15 protein-coding genes are annotated in these 18,594 nt (G+C 67.8%); 13 read left to right on the forward strand and 2 right to left on the reverse strand.

Annotated elements, in window-relative coordinates; all coding sequences use genetic code 11:
• Position 1 precedes the first annotated feature (1 nt).
• The 4 genes from SK803_RS11015 to SK803_RS11030 are packed head-to-tail and all read left to right on the forward strand — an operon-like array spanning position 2 to position 2,976.
• Positions 2-721, forward strand: coding sequence for an HAD family hydrolase (locus tag SK803_RS11015; protein WP_319965760.1), 720 nt, complete (start codon positions 2-4; stop codon positions 719-721).
• A complete protein-coding gene (locus SK803_RS11020; protein WP_319965762.1) occupies positions 718-876 on the forward strand; it encodes a hypothetical protein in 159 nt (52 codons plus the stop codon). Before SK803_RS11015 ends, SK803_RS11020 begins: the two co-directional genes overlap by 4 nt.
• 43 nt (positions 877-919) lie before the next feature.
• A complete protein-coding gene (locus tag SK803_RS11025; RefSeq protein WP_319965763.1) occupies positions 920-2,122 on the forward strand; it encodes a hypothetical protein in 1,203 nt (400 codons plus the stop codon).
• A complete protein-coding gene (locus tag SK803_RS11030; protein ID WP_319965764.1) occupies positions 2,119-2,976 on the forward strand; it encodes an SLATT domain-containing protein in 858 nt (285 codons plus the stop codon). The genes SK803_RS11025 and SK803_RS11030 overlap by 4 nt, the downstream gene beginning before the upstream one ends.
• Before the next feature lie 290 nt (positions 2,977-3,266).
• Here the strand turns inward: SK803_RS11030 and SK803_RS11035 are convergent, their stop codons facing one another.
• Positions 3,267-3,950: a DUF2306 domain-containing protein gene (locus tag SK803_RS11035; protein WP_319965766.1), complete on the reverse strand. Its 684-nt coding sequence runs from the start codon at positions 3,948-3,950 to the stop codon at positions 3,267-3,269.
• A gap of 90 nt (positions 3,951-4,040) precedes the next feature.
• Here SK803_RS11035 and SK803_RS11040 point away from each other — a divergent pair, with 90 nt between their 5' ends.
• The 9 genes from SK803_RS11040 (at position 4,041) to SK803_RS11080 (ending at position 16,821) form a co-directional block, all read left to right on the forward strand.
• Positions 4,041-4,256, forward strand: a complete 216-nt coding sequence (locus SK803_RS11040; RefSeq protein WP_319965767.1) for an RNA-binding S4 domain-containing protein — start codon at positions 4,041-4,043, stop codon at positions 4,254-4,256.
• Between the two features lie 421 nt (positions 4,257-4,677).
• Positions 4,678-6,132, forward strand: coding sequence for a sugar transferase (locus SK803_RS11045; protein WP_319965782.1), 1,455 nt, complete (start codon positions 4,678-4,680; stop codon positions 6,130-6,132).
• Complete coding sequence (locus tag SK803_RS11050; RefSeq protein WP_319965768.1) at positions 6,132-7,169, forward strand: Gfo/Idh/MocA family protein; 1,038 nt, start codon at positions 6,132-6,134, stop codon at positions 7,167-7,169. The genes SK803_RS11045 and SK803_RS11050 overlap by 1 nt, the downstream gene beginning before the upstream one ends.
• Positions 7,169-8,188, forward strand: coding sequence for an NAD-dependent epimerase/dehydratase family protein (locus SK803_RS11055; RefSeq protein WP_319965769.1), 1,020 nt, complete (start codon positions 7,169-7,171; stop codon positions 8,186-8,188). Before SK803_RS11050 ends, SK803_RS11055 begins: the two co-directional genes overlap by 1 nt.
• A gap of 244 nt (positions 8,189-8,432) precedes the next feature.
• On the forward strand, positions 8,433-9,575 hold the full coding sequence (locus SK803_RS11060; protein WP_319965770.1) for a DegT/DnrJ/EryC1/StrS family aminotransferase: 1,143 nt from the start codon (positions 8,433-8,435) through the stop codon (positions 9,573-9,575).
• A gap of 212 nt (positions 9,576-9,787) precedes the next feature.
• Complete coding sequence (locus tag SK803_RS11065) at positions 9,788-14,506, forward strand: DUF4082 domain-containing protein (protein ID WP_319965771.1); 4,719 nt, start codon at positions 9,788-9,790, stop codon at positions 14,504-14,506.
• Between the two features lie 16 nt (positions 14,507-14,522).
• Positions 14,523-15,170 (forward strand): acetyltransferase, encoded by a 648-nt coding sequence (locus SK803_RS11070; protein ID WP_319965772.1) that lies wholly within the window; start codon positions 14,523-14,525, stop codon positions 15,168-15,170.
• Positions 15,167-16,249: a DegT/DnrJ/EryC1/StrS family aminotransferase gene (locus SK803_RS11075; protein WP_319965774.1), complete on the forward strand. Its 1,083-nt coding sequence runs from the start codon at positions 15,167-15,169 to the stop codon at positions 16,247-16,249. The genes SK803_RS11070 and SK803_RS11075 overlap by 4 nt, the downstream gene beginning before the upstream one ends.
• Entirely contained in the window at positions 16,246-16,821 is a 576-nt protein-coding gene (locus SK803_RS11080; protein WP_319965775.1) for an acyltransferase, read from the forward strand. The genes SK803_RS11075 and SK803_RS11080 overlap by 4 nt, the downstream gene beginning before the upstream one ends.
• 210 nt (positions 16,822-17,031) lie before the next feature.
• Here SK803_RS11080 and SK803_RS11085 read toward each other — a convergent pair whose 3' ends face one another.
• Positions 17,032-18,171, reverse strand: a complete 1,140-nt coding sequence (locus SK803_RS11085; protein WP_319965776.1) for an HNH endonuclease signature motif containing protein — start codon at positions 18,169-18,171, stop codon at positions 17,032-17,034.
• Positions 18,172-18,594: the final 423 nt, after the last annotated feature.

The raw sequence follows: 18,594 nt of genomic DNA on the forward strand, positions 1-18,594 counted from the left end.
GGTGACCGGGCCCGAACTGCTGGTGTTGTGGGACGTCGACAACACGCTGATCTCGGCACGGGGCTTCGGCGGACTGATGTACCGCGAGGCGTTCCTGACCGCGTTCGGCATGCAGCTGAAAGGCCCCGTCGACCTCGGCGGGCGCACCGAACTCGACATCATCGCCGAGACCCTCTGGCAGCACGGCATCGAGCACACGGACGAGGCTGCCCAGCTGCTGGCCACCGCTCTGGCGAACTCGTTCGAGACCCGGCGCGCGGACCTGCCCGGCCACGGCGAGGTGCTGCCCGGCGCGCTGCAGGCGCTAGAAGCGTTCGCGAACGACCCGCGCGTGCACCAGGGCGTGCTGACCGCGAACCTCCGCAGCGTCGCGCGGATCAAGCTGGAGGAGTTCGGGCTCGCGCACCTCGTCGACTGGGACGTGAGCGCGTTCGGAGACGACCACGCCGACCGCGCCGAGCTGGTGACGTTCGCCCGTGAACGCGCGCGGCACATCCGGCCGTTCGCACCCGATGAGGTGGTGTTGATCGGCGACACCCCGCACGACGTGTACGCGGCGGTCACGGCCGGAGTGCGGCTCGTCGCCGTCGCCACCGGCCGCAGCACTGTCGAGGACCTGCGCCGCGCCGGCGCTGACGTGGTGTTGCCGGACCTGGCCGACCTCGACGAGCTGACCAGGCAGGTGTGGACGGGCGCCGCGCAGGGAAACCGCCGCACATGAATCCCGAAGCACCGGACGCGGACGTGCAGGAACAGCAGCGGGAGGTCGTCCCGCACGAGCCACCTGAGACGTCGGAGACGCCGCTGGAGGCGAACGAGGCCGACGTTCACGAGCAGCGGCAGGACGTTCCCGTGGACGACGAGGACGAGGTCTGAACGGCTCTGGTCTGCGATCGATCACGGCGTTATGGTGCCCGGCATGCCCACAGCAGGCGGCCCGACAGTCAAACGGCTGTCCCAGCCGGACGCCGACATCAAACCCAAGGCCCTCGGCTTGCCCCGGGGACGCACGGTGATCTCGGTCTTCGGCTCCACAGAAGACATCGAGACGGATCTCGCCGCGAAGTTGTTGCCGGTGCTCAGATCCGTCGTCGTGACCGCGGCCCGCAACGGCGCCGTGTTCGTCACCGAAGGCACCGACAGAGGCGTTGTCCACTTGCTGGGCATGGCTTTGCAGGCGTGCGAACAGCGCTGGCCCGTCGTGGTCGGCGTCGCGCCGAGCAGCAAGGTGCACGACGTCACGGAAACCTCCACCAACGGTCAGATCGCGCTGGAACCCAACCACAGCGTCGCGGTCATCGTGCCCGGTTCGGAGTGGACGGACGCGACCCCGGTGCTGTTCCGCGCGGTCGACGCCATCCGGCACAAGAAGCCGGTGATCGCCCTCGTCGTCGGAGGCGAGAGCGAGCAGGAGGTCATCGACCACCTCAGCGGCGACAACGCCCTGCTGGTGCTCGCCGGCACAGGCGGCCTCGCCGACCGCATCGCCACCGGCAACCTCACCGGTGATCTCGCGGTCCTGGTGCGCAGCGGCAAGATCTTCATCGTCCACGTCGACGAGGGGCCCGGCAAGACCGTCACCGCGCTGGAACGGTTGCTGGGCAAGGAGAAGCCCGTCCGGCCGCCGAAGATCTGGCCGAAGATCCGTTACCGCGCACCGGAAGCACGCCCACTGGTCGACCCCGGCTTCGTCGTCGCGTACCCGGCACTTGCCGACGCCATCCACGACGCAAACCAGGTCGTCGCACCGGCGTTCCAGGAACTCGACGCGCAGGCCGAGGTCGAACAGAACCGCTACCGCCTCACCGCCGTGCTGGCCATCGCCGGGGGCCTGACCACGACCGTGTTCGCCGCGTTGCAGACGTGGCTCAAGGACACGCCGTGGCCGGGCGTGCTCGTCGTGGCGGGTGGCGCGTTCGCCGCGGCCATCACGATCGTGGCGCGTAAACGCGAGTCACTCGACAAGTACCTCACCGCCCGGTCCCGCGCGGAACGCCTGCGTGCCCTGTACTTCGCCCATCTCGCCGCTCCGGCGCCGGCCTCCGAGGACGACCGGCTGGACCGCGTGGCGGACCTGGAGGCCGCTGTGAGCGACCGCAAGCACGAGGTGGTGCGGACATGAGCACGTCGAAGGACGAGAAGGCCGCGAAGACCGAGAAAGAGACGGTTGTGGACGAAGCCCAGCCCGCGACGCCGGAACCGGCCGCGACGCCGGCCTCGAAGGCGGACGCGAAGCCGGAACCGACTGAGAAACCGGCCCTGAACGCGACGTCGGCCCCGGCCGCGAAACCGGTTCCGCGCAAGACCGCGGCCGACCCGCAGGCCAAGGTTCCTCCAGCCGCACCAGCAGCTCCGCCTGCGAAGTCCGCCGCTCCCGCGCCGCCGAAGTCCGCCACGCCTGCCGCCACGCCCGCGGACAGGCCCGCCGCCAAGCCGGCCCTGTCCGCCTCGAGCCATCCCACGATCCGCATGGCGCCGGTAACCCAACCCCCGGCTCAACCCCCGCCCCGCGTCGCCCCGCCCCAGCCCCCGGCCTCGCCCCGCGTTCCACCCCCACCCGCGACCACCAAACAGCGCGAGGGCCAGTTCGTGGAGGCCTATCTGCGCCACCGCTTCCAGGACCGGCTCGACCACTTCGAACGCAGCCGCAAGCGTTACTCCGCCGCTCGCACGTGGACGGTCGCGATCGCCGCAGCCCTCTTCATCGCCGCCGCTGCCGCCGCTGCCGTGGGGATGGCGGACGGGCCGCGCAGGGCCATGTGGGGTTTCGCCGCAACGACTTTGGCCGCGCTGGGCACCGCGGTGTCGCTGTACGAGGCCACGTTCGGGTTCCGCCGCCTGGCGCGGGAGAGCGCCACTACTTCCGTTGCGCTGCAACGGCTTGCGGTGGACGGTCCGACGCCGGACGATGTGGACGGTGAAAGCCTGGTTGCATTTGTGACCGAAGTGGAGTCCGTGCTGCGGTACGGCCGGTGATGTGAAATCCTGGCAACAATCGATCAAGCCGCAGCCCGGAAAACGCTTTCTCCAATGATCCGGGCTGCTGCACGCTCTGTGGGTGGATGATTACGGAAAGCACCAGAGCTGGTGTTTCGGACATCCCCTTGTCATGATGACCACATCCCCCGATGCGGAAGCAGGCACGACATGACTTGGGCGCGTCCCGCGATCGCCGAGCCCGAAACCGGCACCTTTGCCGAGGCCAAGGCTCTGGAAAAGGAGCACAGCACGATTCAGAACAGCAAGGCGGCGCGCACCGTGGCCTGTCACGCCACGAACGCGCTCGACTGCGCTGACCTGCTCGAGATGCTCGGGCTCAACGCTGCGGAGGGCAAGGTCCGGGTGTAACCCCGCGACTGGATCCACCACTCGGCCACCAGCAGGTTCACCACGAACGACAGCCAGTTCGCGGTGGCGAAGACCAGCAGCCCGTCCCCGTCGGGCACGAGCGTGCCGAGCAGCAGGCCCCACAGGCGACCCGTCACGGCGGCGCCGGTCAGAGCGAAACCGCGGATCATCCAGATGCGGTGTTCGCCGAACCGGCGCCGCCGTGCCGTCCGCAGGCCGTAGACCGCGGTGACGAACCACAGCACGGACAGGACCGTCAGCGGCCCTGACGAGGCCAGCCCGTAGAACGACAGCTGGGCGCACACGACGCCGAGCAACGACGACGGCAGCACCGCCCCGAAGTAGACGCGGCCCATCACGCGGTGCACCCGCGGATGCCTCCTGCGCAGACCGGGCCAGAACTGCGAGACACCCGCCAGGACCGCGACCGTTCCGGTGAAGATGTGCGCGACCAGAAGGCCGTAGTGCACCGGACCGTGCAGTGCCGGCCTCGCCTGGCTCATGTCCAGAGTCACGTACGCGCTCGCGGCGAAGATCGTTATCGCCACGCACACCAGTCCCGACACCGCCAACCAGGCGACGTACCCCCGAGAAGTTTTCATCCTTCAAGGCTGTCAACGACTTCACCCGTCCGCGCTGGTGCGTGCCCCCGAGCGAGCGGTGGGGCGCGCCCTACTGGGATGATGGGACTCATGCGGACGGTCGAGATCTCCGAAGAGCCGATCAGGCTAGGGCAGTTCCTCAAGCTGGCGGCACTCGCCGAGGACGGCGGGCACGCGAAGGAGCTCATCGAGGACGGGGAAGTCCACGTCAACGGCGCTGTCGAGGTCCGGCGTGGCGCACAGTTGCGCGAAGGGGACGTGGTGGTCGTCAACGGTGATGAGGTTCGCATTTCCGTTCGGCCGTAACACATTACTCCGTTCAGCGGTAAGCGCATGCACAATCGCAGTCGATCGGACTAGAGCCTGAAGGCCTGATCTGAACGATTGCCTCGCGACATCCGTAACCTTTATGTCCCTTGTGGACACGCAGGGATCGTCTTGCGTCGCTTACGGTTTCCAGGTGGTGAGACGCGCGTCACGTCCGGTATTCGGTCATCGGGAAACTTTTTTCCATGGCTTGTAACGCCGATGCCGGTACGGGCGAATCATCGGTTGCGACCTTCGGCCGTGGCGCTGCGAATCGGGCGTTGCCGGAGATCACAAGATTGAGGTCCTCGGGGTGACCTGCGTACGTGCACGTCCGAATCGCCGCTGAGCCGGGGAGATCAGAACGATGAGTGAGCAGGTCCGCGCTGCCCGTGACGTCGCTGCCCGTGACGCCCAGGGCATGCGCTCCACGCTCAATCCTCTGTCGGAACACAGACAGACGCACCCACCCGTCGCCCGCTGGGAAAGTCGCTACCGCTATGCCGTGATCACCGCCGACGTGCTGACCATTGCCCTGGTCGTCATCGCCACCGGCGCCGTCATGAGCATGCGACACGCCGCTTTTGGCCCGATTTCCCTCGCACTGTTGGACATACTCACAGTAGTTGTCGTCGTCGGCTCGCTCGCGATCAACCGCGTGTGGACGCCGACTGTCCTCGGCCAAGGCGCCGAGGAGTTCCGAAGACTCGGCCGGGGTTTGTTCGGTGCCGTTGTGGCGCTCGGCCTCGGAGCGCTCGCCGTCGACATCCCCGGCGCCCGCCTGTGGATCTTCGTCGTGGTCCCCGCGATCGCCCTGGTCGCGTTCCCCATGCGTTACCTCCTGCGCCGCCCGCTGCACCGCGGCCGCAGTGAAGGACGTTTTCTGCTCTCCGTCCTCGCCGCCGGCAACCTGGACACGGTCGAGGACCTCATCACCCGTACGCGCCGCGTCGCCCACCTGGGCTGGCGCGTGGACGCGATCTGCACCATCGACGGCCGCGGCCGCTCCGGCACGGACGTCGACGGCGTGCCCGTCGTCGGCCAGCTCCGTGAACTCGCCGAGCACGTCCGCCGCGGTGGCTACCGCATCGTCGCCGTCACGCCCGACGCCTACTGGACACCTCGCCGTCTCCAGCAGCTCGCGTGGGCGCTCGAAGGCTCCGGGGCCGAGATGGTCGTCTCGCCCGGCCTCATGGAGGTCGCCGGCCCCCGTCTGCACATGAGCGCCGTGCTCGGCATGCCGCTGCTGCGGGTGAGCGAACCGGCGCTGAGCGGATTCCGCCGTCTGGTCAAGGACGTCGTCGACCGCGTCGGCGCATTCGTCCTCCTGCTCCTGCTGGCACCACTGATGTTCGCCGTCGCGGCCTTCGTGATGATCGACAGCCGCGGTCCCGTCTTCTACCGCCAGAAGCGGGTCGGCAAGAGCGGCGTGCCGTTCACGATCATCAAGTTCCGCACGATGGTCACGAACGCCGACGCGCTGCGCACCAGGCTGGCCGCCGCCAACGAGGGCCACGGCCTGCTGTTCAAGATGAAGAAGGACCCGCGCATCACCAAGGTCGGCACGTTCCTGCGCCGGTACTCGATCGACGAGCTCCCGCAGCTGTTCAACGTCCTCGCGGGCAGCATGTCGCTCGTCGGCCCGCGCCCGCCGCTGCCGGAGGAGACCGCGAAGTACTCCTCGGACGTGCGGCGCCGCCTGCTGGTGAAGCCGGGCCTGACCGGTTTGTGGCAGGTGAGCGGCCGGAGCGATCTCTCGTGGGAGGAGTCGATCCGCCTCGACCTGCGTTATGTCGAGGACTGGTCGCTCGCCCTCGACCTCGTGATCATGTGGAAGACCTTCCGCGCCGTCTTCGGCGGCCAGGGGGCCTACTGATGGAGAAGACTCCTGTGATTGGCATCGCCGTCATCGGTGCGGGGTACTGGGGGCCGAACCTCGTTCGCAACGCCCAGGCCACGCCCGAGCTCCGCCTCAGGTACCTGTGCGACCTCGACGTCGAGCGCGCCCAGCGCGTGCTCGGCGACTACTCGACGGTCCGCGCCACCGCGTCCCTCGACGAGGTCCTCGCCGACCCCGAGGTGCACGCCGTCGCGATCGCGACACCCGCCGCCACGCACCTGCCCGTCGCACTGGCGGCGCTGGAGGCCGGCAAGCACGTCCTGGTGGAGAAGCCGCTCGCGGCCAACTTCGAGGACGGCCTCAAGCTCGTCGAGACCGCCGAACAGCGCGGCCTCACGCTGATGCTGGACCACACGTTCGCCTACACGTCGTCGGTGCAGCACCTGCGCAAGATCATCCGCAGCGGCGAGCTCGGCGACATCCAGTACATCGACTCGGTGCGCATCAACCTCGGTCTGGTGCAGCCGGACGTGGACGTGCTGTGGGACCTCGCGCCGCACGACCTGTCGATCTTCGAGGCGATCCTGCCCGACGACGTCACCCCGGTGGAGGTCGCGGCGCACGGCTCCGACCCGATCGGCGCGGGCGTCGCGTGCGTTGGCCACCTCACGGTGCGACTGTCCAACGGGGCAATCACGCACGTGCACGTGAACTGGCTGTCGCCGACGAAGATTCGCACGATGGTCATCGGCGGTTCGCAGCGCACGGTGGTGTGGGACGACAACAATCCGTCCCAGCGACTGTCCATTTACGACCGGGGCGTCGACCACTCCAAGGAACAGCGCACGATCTCGTACCGCACGGGCGACATGGTCGCGCCGGCGTTGCTGGAGCGCGAGGCGCTGCGCACGATGATGGCGGAGTTCGCGGCCTCCATCACCGAGAAGCGCCCGCCGCTGACCGACGGCCGCGCGGGTCTGCGCGTGCTGGCGGTGCTGGAGGCGGCGTCGGAGTCGTTGCGCACCGGCGGTGTTTTCGTTCCTGTTCAACAAGTTGAAGGCAAGGTTTCCTGATGTCCGGCCAGACGGAATTGGGTCAGAAGGAATTGGGTCAGCCGATCACCGGCCAGCGCGCGCTCGTCACCGGTGGTGCGGGCACGATCGGCTCCTCGGTGGTGGACCAGCTCGTCGAGGCCGGCGCCGCCGAGGTCGTCGTGCTGGACAACTTCGTGCGCGGCCGCCGGGAGAACCTGGCGAGTGCGCTGGAGTCCGGTGTCGTCAAGATCGTCGAAGGCGACATCAACGACAAGGCGCTCGTGCGGGAGCTGACCGAGGGCAAGGACCTGGTCTTCCACCTCGCCGCCATCCGCATCACGCAGTGCGCCGAGGAACCGCGCCTGGCGCTGGAGTGCCTCGTCGACGGCACGTTCACGATCCTGGAGGCCGCCGCGGCCGCCGGGGTGAAGAAGGTCATCGCGTCGTCCTCGGCGTCGATCTACGGCCTGGCGGAGTCGTTCCCCACGAACGAACGGCACCACCCGTACAACAACGACACCTTCTACGGCGCCGCGAAGGCGTTCAACGAAGGCATGCTGCGCAGCTTCAAGGCCATGTACGACCTCGACTACGTGGCGCTGCGCTACTTCAACGTGTACGGCCCGCGGATGGACGTCCACGGTCTGTACACCGAGGTGCTCATCCGGTGGATGGAACGCATCGTCGACGGCAAGTCGCCGCTCATCTTCGGCGACGGCGCCCAGACGATGGACTTCGTGCACGTGCACGACATCGCCCGCGCGAACATCCTCGCCGCCAAGGCGCCGGTCACGGACACGGTGTACAACATCGCGTCCTCCCAGGAGACATCGCTCAAGGAGCTCGCCCTCGCGTTGCTTGCCGCGATGGACTCAGACCTGCCGCTGGAGCACGGCCCCGAGCGCAAGGTGAACGGCGTGACGCGCCGGCTCGCCGACATCAGCCTCGCGGCCACCGAGCTCGGGTGGAAGCCCGAGATCGAGATGGACGGCGGTCTGCGCGACCTCGTCGCGTGGTGGCGTGCCGAGAAGGCCGCCGCCGAGCAGGCCGACGCGTAACTCTCCAGACCGCGGCCATGGCGCCCGCCGGCACCCCCAGGCCGGCGCAGCGCCGCGGCCGCACCCCACTGTTACGGCGTCTGCAAGTACCACCAACTCAACATCAACAGGCACTTTCCTACTACCAACCTGTTCGTCCGCCGTCTCGTCCGCCGTCGAACAGGTTGGTAGTAGGTGGCGGCAGTTTGATCATGGGTTGGTGGTACTTGCAGACGCCAGATCCACCGATGAAGGGGCAGTACCAGTGATTCCGGTTATGCGGCCGTTGCTCGGCGAGGAAGAGGCGCTCGCCGCCGCCGAGGCCGTGAGGTCCGGATGGGTGGCGCAGGGTCCGCGGGTCCGGCAGTTCGAGGAGGAGTTCGCCGCGTCGGTCGGCGCTCAGCACGGTGTCGCCGTGTCCTCCTGCACCACCGGCCTGCACCTCGCCGTGCACCTGCTCGGCATCGGCCCCGGCGACGAGGTCGTCGTGCCGTCGCTGTCGTTCATCGCGACCGCCAACGCCGTCCGCTACACCGGCGCGACCCCGGTCTTCGCCGACGTCGAGGCCTCGACCGGCAACCTCAGCGCGTCCACAGTGGAACCAGTCCTCACCGACCGGACACGCGCGGTCATGGTCGTGCACCAGGCCGGCGTGCCCGCGGACGTCGACGCGCTCAAGGCGTTGTGCGAACCGCGCGGCATCGTCGTGATCGAGGACGCGGCGTGCGCCGTCGGTTCGACCTACCAGGGCAAGCCGGTCGGCACCAACGCGCTGCTCGCTGCCTGGTCGTTCCACCCGCGCAAGCTTCTCACCACCGGTGAGGGCGGCATGGTCACCACCGACGACGCGGACTGGGCCGTTCGGCTCAAGCGCTTGCGGGAACACGGGATGAGCGTCTCCGCGGCGGACCGCCACAACGGTGGTTCTGCCGTCATCGAGCAGTACCTGGAGACCGCGTTCAACTACCGGATGACCGACATCCAGGCCGCCGTCGGCCTGGTGCAGCTGTCCAAACTGGACGCGATCATCGCTCGTCGCCGTGAGTTGGCCGCGCGCTACCACGAGTTGCTCGAAGGCACTGGTGTCACAGCGGTGCGTGACCCTGAGTACGGAACGACCAACTACCAGTCGTTCTGGATCTGGTTGCCCGAAGGCGCGCCGGACCGCCAGGAAGTCCTTGCTGGGCTCGCCGAACGCGGAGTCAGTGCACGGCGCGGAATCATGGCGTCACACCTCGAACCCGCCTACGAGGGTCACCCCAGCGCGCCGCTGCCGGTGACGGAGGCCTTCACGGCCAGGACGCTGATTCTCCCGCTGTTCCACGACATGACGGAGTCCGAACAGGACCAGGTCATGTCAGCGTTGTCGGAAACTCTCCACACAGTCCAAATGACCGTACGTGTTTGAAAGATAAAGATTCAGGTTGCACCGGAACATTTTTGTGTTGACACGTAACAGTTTTAACGAGATCGCCGACGTTCGGAGTAGCAGCCCTGTGCTGTCCAGCGTAGTGCGTGGATCACACACGGTAACTTCCGTCCGAGAGGTGAAACCCAATGGTGGCTCAGCAGTCGCGTCTCGTGCGGGTGCTTGTGATCACGGCATTAATCGCATCGACTATGTTCGTGCTCGGGGTGTTCAACGCCCCCAACGCCAACGCTGCTCCGTGTGACTTCCCGGTCAGCAACAAGGTCGCGTGTGAGAACACGCAGCCCGGCGCGGACAACTGGCAGGCCCAGTACCGCGACGACGCGATCCTCGGGTACACAACGGACATCAGCTACAACGTGGGACAGACCGTCAGCTTCAAGATGCTGACGTCCGCGTCGTCCTACAAGCTCGACATCTACCGGATGGGTTGGTACAACGGCAAGGGCGCCCGGCACATGGGCACGGTCAACCGGAACACACCGCAGAACCAGCCACCATGTCTGCGGGACGCGCCGACCGCCCTCATCGACTGCGGCAACTGGGCCGTTTCGGTCACCTGGAACATCCCGTCCACCGCGGTTTCCGGCATCTACTACGTGCGCATGACCCGCAACGACACCGGTGCCCAGAACGAGATGGCGTTCGTCGTCCGCGACGACAGCTCCACCTCCAAGGTCTTCTTCCAGACCTCCGACGCCACCTGGGTCGCGTACAACCGTTACGGCGGCAACAGCCTCTACTTCGGTGACGGCCCCGGCCAGGGCGGCAGCTCGTACAAGGTCAGCTACAACCGCCCGTACACCGGCGGCGACGGCGACGAGAACTTCATCTTCAACGCCGAGTACCCGATGCTGAGGTTCTTGGAACGCAACGGGTACGACCTGAGCTACACGACCGACGTGGACTCGGCGCGGCGCGGGCACCTGATCAAGAACCACAAGGTGTTCATGGCCGTCGGCCACGATGAGTACTGGTCGAACGAGCAGTGGAACAACGTGATGGCCGCCCGTGACGCGGGCGTGCACATGGCGTTCCTGACCGGCAACGAGATCTTCTGGAAGACCCGCTACGAGAAGAGCATCGACTCCTCGCAGACGGACTGGCGCACCATCGCCTGCTTCAAGGAGACCAAGGGCACCCAGAACGACGGCCTGGCCGACTGGACCGGCACCTGGCGAGATCCGCGCTACAGCCCACCGCAGGACGGTGGCAGGCCGGAAAACGCGTTGCTGGGCAACATGTTCACCGTGAACGGCCGCCGCGACGACTCGCTGCAGGTCCCGGCCGCGTACGGCAAGATGCGGCTCTGGCGCAACACCGACCTGGTGAACCTCGCGTCCGGCAGCACGTACACGTTCCAGCCCGGCACGCTGGGCTACGAGTGGAACACCGTCTACGACAACGGCTACCAGCCCGCCGGCGTCGCGCAGATGTCGCGCACCACGGTGAACCTCGACGGTTACTACGGGCTGAAGAACTACGGCGACCAGTACGGAAGCGGCCCCGAGACCCACGCGATCACGTACTACCGCGCGCCTTCCGGTGCACTGGTGTTCGGCGCGGGCACGGTGCAGTGGGCGTGGGGCGTCGACGACGAACACGCGTTCCTCACCAACACGCCGACGTCGGACAAGCGGATCAAGCAGGCGACCGTCAACTTCCTCGCGGACATGGGCGTGCAGCCCTACCAGCTGTGGGGGCCGGACGAGCTCGTCATCTCCGGCGCCATCAACGACAACGCGGCGCCCGGCGTGCAGATCACGACCCTGCCGGCGCAGTCCACGGTGGGTCAGCCCTACACCTTCAGCGGCACGGTGATCGACGCGTCCGGCAAGGTCGCGGGCGTCGAGGTCTCCACTGACGGCGGTACCCGCTGGCACTACGCCAACTGGCAGGCCGGGCAGACGACGTGGAGCTACACCTACACGCCGTCGCAGTCCGGTGCCGCGGCACTGCGGGTCCGTGCCGTGGACGACTCGCTGAACCTGTCCACGCCGGTGCAGGCCGCGCCGAACGTCAGCGCGCGCACCTGCCCGTGCGGCATGTTCTCCGGCCAGGAGGTCCCGAAGGTCACCTCCGCCGACGACAGCTCGCAGCTCGAGCTCGGCGTCAAGTGGAGGGCCGCGAGCAACGGTTACGTCCGCGGTGTGAAGTTCTACAAGGGCACCGGCAACACCGGCACGCACACCGGTTCGCTGTGGTCCTCCAACGGAGCCCTGCTCGCCACCGGCACGTTCACCAACGAGTCGCCGACCGGCTGGCAGACACTGCTCTTCCCGTCGCCGATCGCGGTGAACGCGAACACGACCTACGTGGTCTCGTACTTCACCCCGACAGGCCGCTTCGCGTACGACACCGGCGGGTTCTTCAACCAGCAGGCGTACATGGAACCGGTCACCGGTCTGAAGTCCGGTGTGGACGGTGCGAACGGCGTGTTCCGCTTCGGCGCCGGCTTCCCGAACAACACCTTCGACGACACCAACTACTGGGTCGACGTGGTGTGGGCGACCGATCCCGGTCCCGACACCCGCGCGCCGATCCAGTCCGCGATGTCCCCGGTGTCCAACGCCGGCTCGGTCGCGCTGAACACCACGGTGTCCGGCACGTTCGACGAGAACGTCACGCTGAACTCGGCCGTGGTCACGGTGACCGGCCCGAGCGGCGCGGTGTCCGGCACGAAGTCGATCTCGCCGGACGCCAGGACCATCACCTTCACGCCGTCCACGCCGCTGGCGGCCGCCACGGCCTACACGGTGACGATGAAGGCCGCCGACGCGTCGAACAACATGTCCTCGCAGTCGAACTGGACGTTCACGACCGGCTCGCCACGACCGGCGGCCTGCCCGTGCACGATCTGGGACGACTTCACGGCACCCGCCGTGATCGACGCCGGTGACACGACCCAGGTCGAGCTCGGCACCAAGGTCCGCTTCGACGGCAAGGGCGAGGTGCTCGGCGTCCGCTTCTTCAAGGGCACCGGCAACACCGGCACGCACACCGGTTCGCTGTGGACCTCCACGGGCCAGCTGCTGGCCCAGGGCACGTTCACCGCGGAGACCACGTCCGGCTGGCAGAAGCTGATGTTCAACTCGCCGGTCCAGGTGCAGGCGAACACGACCTACGTCGTGTCGTACTACGCCCCGAACGGCAGGTACTCGGTCAGCTCCGGCTACTTCAACGGCCAGGGCGCGGACTACCAGTCGCTGCACGCGCTGCGGAACGGTGAGGACGGCGGCAACGGCGTCTACCGCTACGGCGGTGGCGGCGGGTTCCCGACCTCGTCGTACAACGCGACGAACTACTGGGTCGACGTCATCTACCGCAACGGTCTCAACGGCGACACCACGCCGCCGACCGTGACGAACCGCTCGCCGGGCGTCGACGCGACGAACGTGGGCCTGCAGAGCGCGCTGACGGCGACGTTCAGCGAACCGGTCGACCCGGCGTCGGCGCAGATCTGGCTGACGGATCCCAAGGGCGCCAAGCTGACCGGCTCGGTGTCGCTGTCCGGCGACCAGAAGACCGTGACGTGGACGCCGTCCGGCAAGCTCGTGGCCGGCACGCGCTACCAGGCGCACGTGGGCATCGCGGACGTCAACGGCGTCGCGATGCCGACACCTGCGGAGTGGGGCTTCACGACCTCGACCACGGCGATCTGCCCGTGTTCGTTGTTCAGCACGGCAACGGTTCCGACCGTGACGTCGTCCGACGACGCCGGCGCGTACGAGCTGGGCGTGCGGTTCAGCCCGACCCAGTCCGGCCAGATCACCGGTGTCCGCTTCTACAAGGGATCGGGCAACACCGGCACGCACACGGGCTCGCTGTGGAGCGCGTCCGGTCAGCGCCTCGCGACCGGCACGTTCTCCGGTGAGACCGCGTCGGGCTGGCAGACGCTGACGTTCTCGCAGCCGGTCGTGGTCAGCTCCGGCCAGACCTACACCGCGTCGTACACGACCACCACCGGCTATTACGCGGTGAACGCCGGGTACTTCGCGACGGGTCCGGTGAACTCGGCACCGCTGACGGCACCGCAGGAGCAGAACGGCGTGTTCGTGCCCGGCTCCGGGTTCCCGACGATGACGTACGGCTCCGGCAACTACTGGGTCGACGTCGTCTACCAGCCGAACGCGGACAACGTCGCACCGGTGATGCAGGGTCGCACCCCGCTGAGCGGAGCGTCCGAAGTGGACCTCACCTCGGTGGTCACCGCCTCGTTCGACGAGCCGGTCGACCTGAGCTCGGCCCAGTTCACGGTCACCGACCCCGGTGGCGCGCGCATCGCCGGCACGCTGGCGTTGTCGCCGGACGGCAGGATGGCCACCTTCACGCCGGCCGCGAGGTTCGCGGCGTCCACTGTGTACTCGGTGAGCGTCAAGATCGCGGACACGTTCGGCAACATGATGGCCAACGCGCAAACGTGGTCGTTCACTTCCGCGACGACGCAAACGTGCCCGTGTTCGTTGTTCAGCGGAGCGACCGTGCCCACGGTGACTTCGGCTGATGACAACGGTGCGTACGAGCTGGGCGTTAAGTTCACGTCCACGGCCAACGGCCAGGTCACCGGTGTGAAGTTCTACAAGGGCGCCGGCAACACCGGCACCCACACCGGGTCGCTCTGGTCCGCGGACGGTCAGCGCCTCGCGACCGGCACGTTCTCCGCGGAGACGGAGTCGGGCTGGCAGACGCTGACGTTCACCTCGCCGGTGTCGATCACGGCCGGGACCACCTACGTGGCCTCGTACACGACCACCACAGGTCATTACGCGGTGAACGCCGGCTACTTCGGCTCGGTGACCTCACCGCCGCTGGCCGCCACCGCGTCGGCCGGTGTGTTCACCGCCGGGTCCGGGTTCCCGACCTCGACCTACAACGGTGGCAACTACTGGGTGGACGTGGTGTTCCAGTGACGATGGTGAAGTGCCGGTGACCGCCAGGCCACTGCTGTTCGTCGGGGCAGGCGGACTCGCTCGCGAGACTCTCGCGGCGGTCCGCCTCCTCCCGGAGCGCTGGCAGCCCCTCGGGGCGCTGGACGACTCCACCGCCCTGCACGGCACCCTGATCGACGGGGTGCCCGTGCTGGGCGGGCTCGACCACCTGGCCTCGCATCCGGACGCGGCCGTCGTCATGTGCGTCGCGAACGCACGGCGGCCGTTGTCCCGGCTGGCGTTGGCCTCGAAGCTCGACCTGCCGGACGAGCGATGGGCGACCATCGTGCACCCGGCGGCCGTGACGTCCGGCGCTTCTCTGGGCGCTGGAACGGTGTTGCTGGCGGGTGTCGTGATCACGACCCCGCTTTCGATCGGCAGGCACGTCGTGGCCATGCCACACGTGCTGATCACCCACGACGACGAGGTGTCGGACGGCGTCACGTTCGCCGGCCGCGCCTCGCTCGGGGGTTCGGTGCACGTCGGGGAGAGCGCGTACCTGGGCCAGGGCTCGTCGGTGCGCGAGGGTGTGAAGATCGGCGCCGGTGCCGTGGTCGGCATGGGAGCCGTTGTCCTGCAGGACGTTCCGGCAGGAGAGACGTGGGCCGGCGTGCCGGCCCGCCCGTTGCGTGGGGAGAGCGCGTGATCGAGATTCCACTGGTGGACCTGCGTGCCCAGCACGAGCAGGTGGCCGACGAGGTGGCCGACGGCTGGGCAGAGGTGCTCAAGACGACAGCCTTCATCAACGGCCCCCAGGTCGCCAGGTTCGAGTCGGAATTCGCTGCCTACCAAGAAGTTCCGCACGCCATCGGGGTCGGCAACGGCACCGACGCCATCGAACTGGCGCTGCGTGCACTGGGCGTCGGCCACGGTGACGAGGTCGTGCTGCCCGCCAACACCTTCATTGCCACGGCCGAGGCGGTGGCCCGTTGCGGCGCCACGCCGGTGCTCGTGGACTGCGTGGACGACACGCTGCTGATCGACGTTTCCCAAGTGTCCTCTGTGGTCACTTCACGCACCAAGGCCGTTGTACCAGTGCACCTCTACGGCCAGGCCGCGCCGGTCGAGCTGCTGCCGCTCGGCCTGCCGGTAGTCGAGGACGCCGCCCAGGCCCAGGGCGCACGCCGCAACGGCGTCGCCGTCGGCGGCCTCGGTACCGCGGCCGCGACCTCGTTCTACCCCGGCAAGAACCTCGGCGCGTACGGCGACGGCGGCGCGGTGCTGACCACGTCCGACGCCATCGCCGAGTCCGTGAAGCTGCTGCGCGAGCACGGTTCGCCGCGCAAGTACGAACACCCGGTGCTGGGCTTCAACAGCCGCCTCGACACGCTGCAGGCCGTGGTGCTGTCCGCGAAGCTGCGCCGCCTGGAGGGCTGGAACCAGGCCCGCCGCGCCGCCGCAGGTCGCTACTCCGAGATGCTCGCCGACGTGGAACGCGTGCGGATCCCGGTCGTCCTCGACGGCAACCTGCCCGTGTGGCACCTCTACGTCGTGCGCGTGCCAGACCGCGACCGCGTCCTGTCCTCGTTGCACGCCGCGGGAATCGGCGCCGGCATCCACTACCCGACGCCGCTGCACAAGACCGGCGCGTTCGCCCACCTCGACGCCTCGTACCCGGTGGCCGAGTCGTCGGCCGCGGAGCTGTTGTCGCTACCGTTGTTCCCGGAGATCACCGAGGCGCAGCAGGCCCGCGTGGTCGAGGCACTGACGGAGGCCCTGAAATGACTGACGGCGCGATGACCGGTGTTCGGGTCCACCCCAACGGCCTGTGCGAGTCAACCGACGTAGGCGACGGCACGCGCGTGTGGGCGTTCGCGCACGTGCTGCCCGGCGCCCGCATCGGCCGTGACTGCAACATCTGCGACGGCGCGTTCGTCGAGTCGCGCGCGGTGCTGGGCAACAATGTGACGGTCAAAAACGGCACGTTGGTCTTCGACGGCGTGACGTGCGAGGACGACGTGTTCCTCGGCCCGAACGTTCTCTTCACCAACGACCTGCGCCCCCGTGCCCACGTCAAGAAGACCGGCGACGCCCTCGAAACGACTCTGGTCCGTCGTGGGGCCACGCTGGGCGCCGGTGCGGTCGTCGTGTGCGGTACCGAGATCGGCGAGTACGCGTTCGCGGCGGCCGGTGCGGTCGTCACTCGCTCGGTGCCCGCGCACGCGTTCGTGGCGGGCAACCCGGCGGTCGTGAAGGGCTGGGTCTGCGCGTGCGGTGCGCGGCTCTCCGCCGACATGTCGTGCGCGGAGTGCGGTGCGCGGCATGAGGAGACTCCGGACGGCCTGAAGGCACTCTGACGAACCGGTGCATTTCATCGCCGCTTCGCGACGATTGCGATTGGGGCTTGACTTCGGGGCCGTTGGTAGCACCTCGCACCCAAAGTCAAGCCCCAATCGCGCGGTGGTTGCGTTATGGCTGCTTGCCCAGCGGAACACCGGCAGCGGCTCACCCATCGCGGCATTAGCAAGAATGGCCCGCTTCGCGCCGCCACGGCTGTGTCGGGGCGATCAGGCGGCGGCATGGAGAAGATTTCTCCGGGGATTGCGGTGCTCGTCCATCCAGCGGGGTGGATAGAACGTGGGGATGCCGTGCACCATTGCCACGTCCCACTCACTTTGGTGGATCAGCGTGTGGTGATGGCGGCATAGCAGGACACCATTGCCGACGGAGGTATCGCCGCCGTTCGCCCAGTGATGAATGTGGTGGGCGTCGCATTGTTTGGGTGGCCGGCCGCATCCGGGAAAAGCGCAGCCGCGGTCCCTCGCGACCAGGATCCGGCGGATTCCGGCCGGGAAGGTGCGGGTCTTGCGGCCGATGTTCATCGGCTGGGACCTCTCACCCAGCACGAGCGGGATGATGCCCGCATCGCAGGCCAGCTGACGGACCTGATCGGCCGGGACACGCTCGCCGTTGTCCAACGTCGCCTGGCCGACCTGCTCGGCGAGGTCCTCGTACCGCAGGGTCACGGTGAGCGTGACCGGTTCGCCGCCGTGTTCGGGCAGCTGGTCGGCACGCAGCATCAGGTCGACCAGTTCGGCCAGCGCGTCGCCTTCACGTTCGGCGCGGGAGCGCAGGTCGGGGCCGTCCTCGGCGGTCTCGGGGCGCGGTTTGACCAGTGGGTCGAGCAGTGCCTCGTACTTGGCGCCGGTGACCGTGTCCAGGAGCGCCCTGATCTCCAACTGGCCGTTCTTCCAGCGCATCACGTGCTGGTTGACCTGCGGCGCGGGGTCGGCATCGCGAGGCTCGGGGTCGTCCTGATAGAGCCGGTAGGCCAATTCCTTGCCGAACGCCCGCACTGCACTGGGCTCGTGCTCACGAGCGAAACTCACGACGGAGTCTTCGGCTTCGGCGGGCAAGGCCTTCATGACCTCGGCGACCACCGCGACGTGCTCGACCGACAGCGCACCCTCGGCCACGGCCTCGGCGGTCACCGGAAGTTCCGGGGCGAGTTCGCTGCCGGTCGGGGTGATCTCCGTGCCCAGCAACCCGGCATTCGCGACCCATTTCCTGGCCGTGCTGAGATCCCATCGGACCGCGTGACGCAACACCTGCGGCAGATTCTTGTAACCAAGCTCGCCCGCGGCTCCGCGCCGATCCAGTTCGGCGATCTTCTGCAAGACGGCATTCTCGCGAACCCGGATCTCCATCACCTCGTTGACGAGACTGCGCAGCAGCTCGTCGGTGGAGAGGAGTCGGGTTTCGATCACGTGTTCTACTCTACCGCAAGATCACGAAACGATAACGGCCCAACGTGAACTCAATAGGGTGAACCGCCGAGAAGCGGTCATAACGCAACCACCGCGCGATTGGGGCTTGACTTTGGGTGCGAGGTGCTACCGTGTTCGGATCGGCCGGGCTCTCTATGCCCGGCTTTTGAAGGCCGATATGCGCCTCGCAAGGGCCCCGAAGTCAAGCCCCAATCGCAATCGTCGCGAAGCGGCGATGAAATGAACCCGGCCGGTGTGGATGAAGACCGAGAACTCTGGCCGGGCCTCGCCGCGACACGCCGCCAAGCGCTTGACGGACCCGTTTTCACCCGAACGAGCCGTTCTTTGGAGTTACTTCAACGC

Source organism: Lentzea miocenica, assembly GCF_033949945.1.
Lineage (GTDB): Bacteria > Actinomycetota > Actinomycetes > Mycobacteriales > Pseudonocardiaceae > Lentzea > Lentzea miocenica.

Bases quoted from the DNA above. Each gene is read 5' to 3' on its own strand.
- SK803_RS11085 (WP_319965776.1), bottom strand. From the start codon at position 18,171: ATGGAGATCCGGGTTCGCGAGAATGCCGTCTTGCAGAAGATCGCCGAA.
- SK803_RS11025 (WP_319965763.1), top strand. From the start codon at position 920: ATGCCCACAGCAGGCGGCCCGACAGTCAAACGGCTGTCCCAGCCGGAC.
- SK803_RS11040 (WP_319965767.1), top strand. From the start codon at position 4,041: ATGCGGACGGTCGAGATCTCCGAAGAGCCGATCAGGCTAGGGCAGTTC.
- SK803_RS11065 (WP_319965771.1), top strand. From the start codon at position 9,788: ATGTTCGTGCTCGGGGTGTTCAACGCCCCCAACGCCAACGCTGCTCCG.
- SK803_RS11030 (WP_319965764.1), top strand. From the start codon at position 2,119: ATGAGCACGTCGAAGGACGAGAAGGCCGCGAAGACCGAGAAAGAGACG.
- SK803_RS11080 (WP_319965775.1), top strand. From the start codon at position 16,246: ATGACTGACGGCGCGATGACCGGTGTTCGGGTCCACCCCAACGGCCTG.
- SK803_RS11050 (WP_319965768.1), top strand. From the start codon at position 6,132: ATGGAGAAGACTCCTGTGATTGGCATCGCCGTCATCGGTGCGGGGTAC.
- SK803_RS11020 (WP_319965762.1), top strand. From the start codon at position 718: ATGAATCCCGAAGCACCGGACGCGGACGTGCAGGAACAGCAGCGGGAG.
- SK803_RS11045 (WP_319965782.1), top strand. From the start codon at position 4,678: ATGCGCTCCACGCTCAATCCTCTGTCGGAACACAGACAGACGCACCCA.
- SK803_RS11055 (WP_319965769.1), top strand. From the start codon at position 7,169: ATGTCCGGCCAGACGGAATTGGGTCAGAAGGAATTGGGTCAGCCGATC.
- SK803_RS11035 (WP_319965766.1), bottom strand. From the start codon at position 3,950: ATGAAAACTTCTCGGGGGTACGTCGCCTGGTTGGCGGTGTCGGGACTG.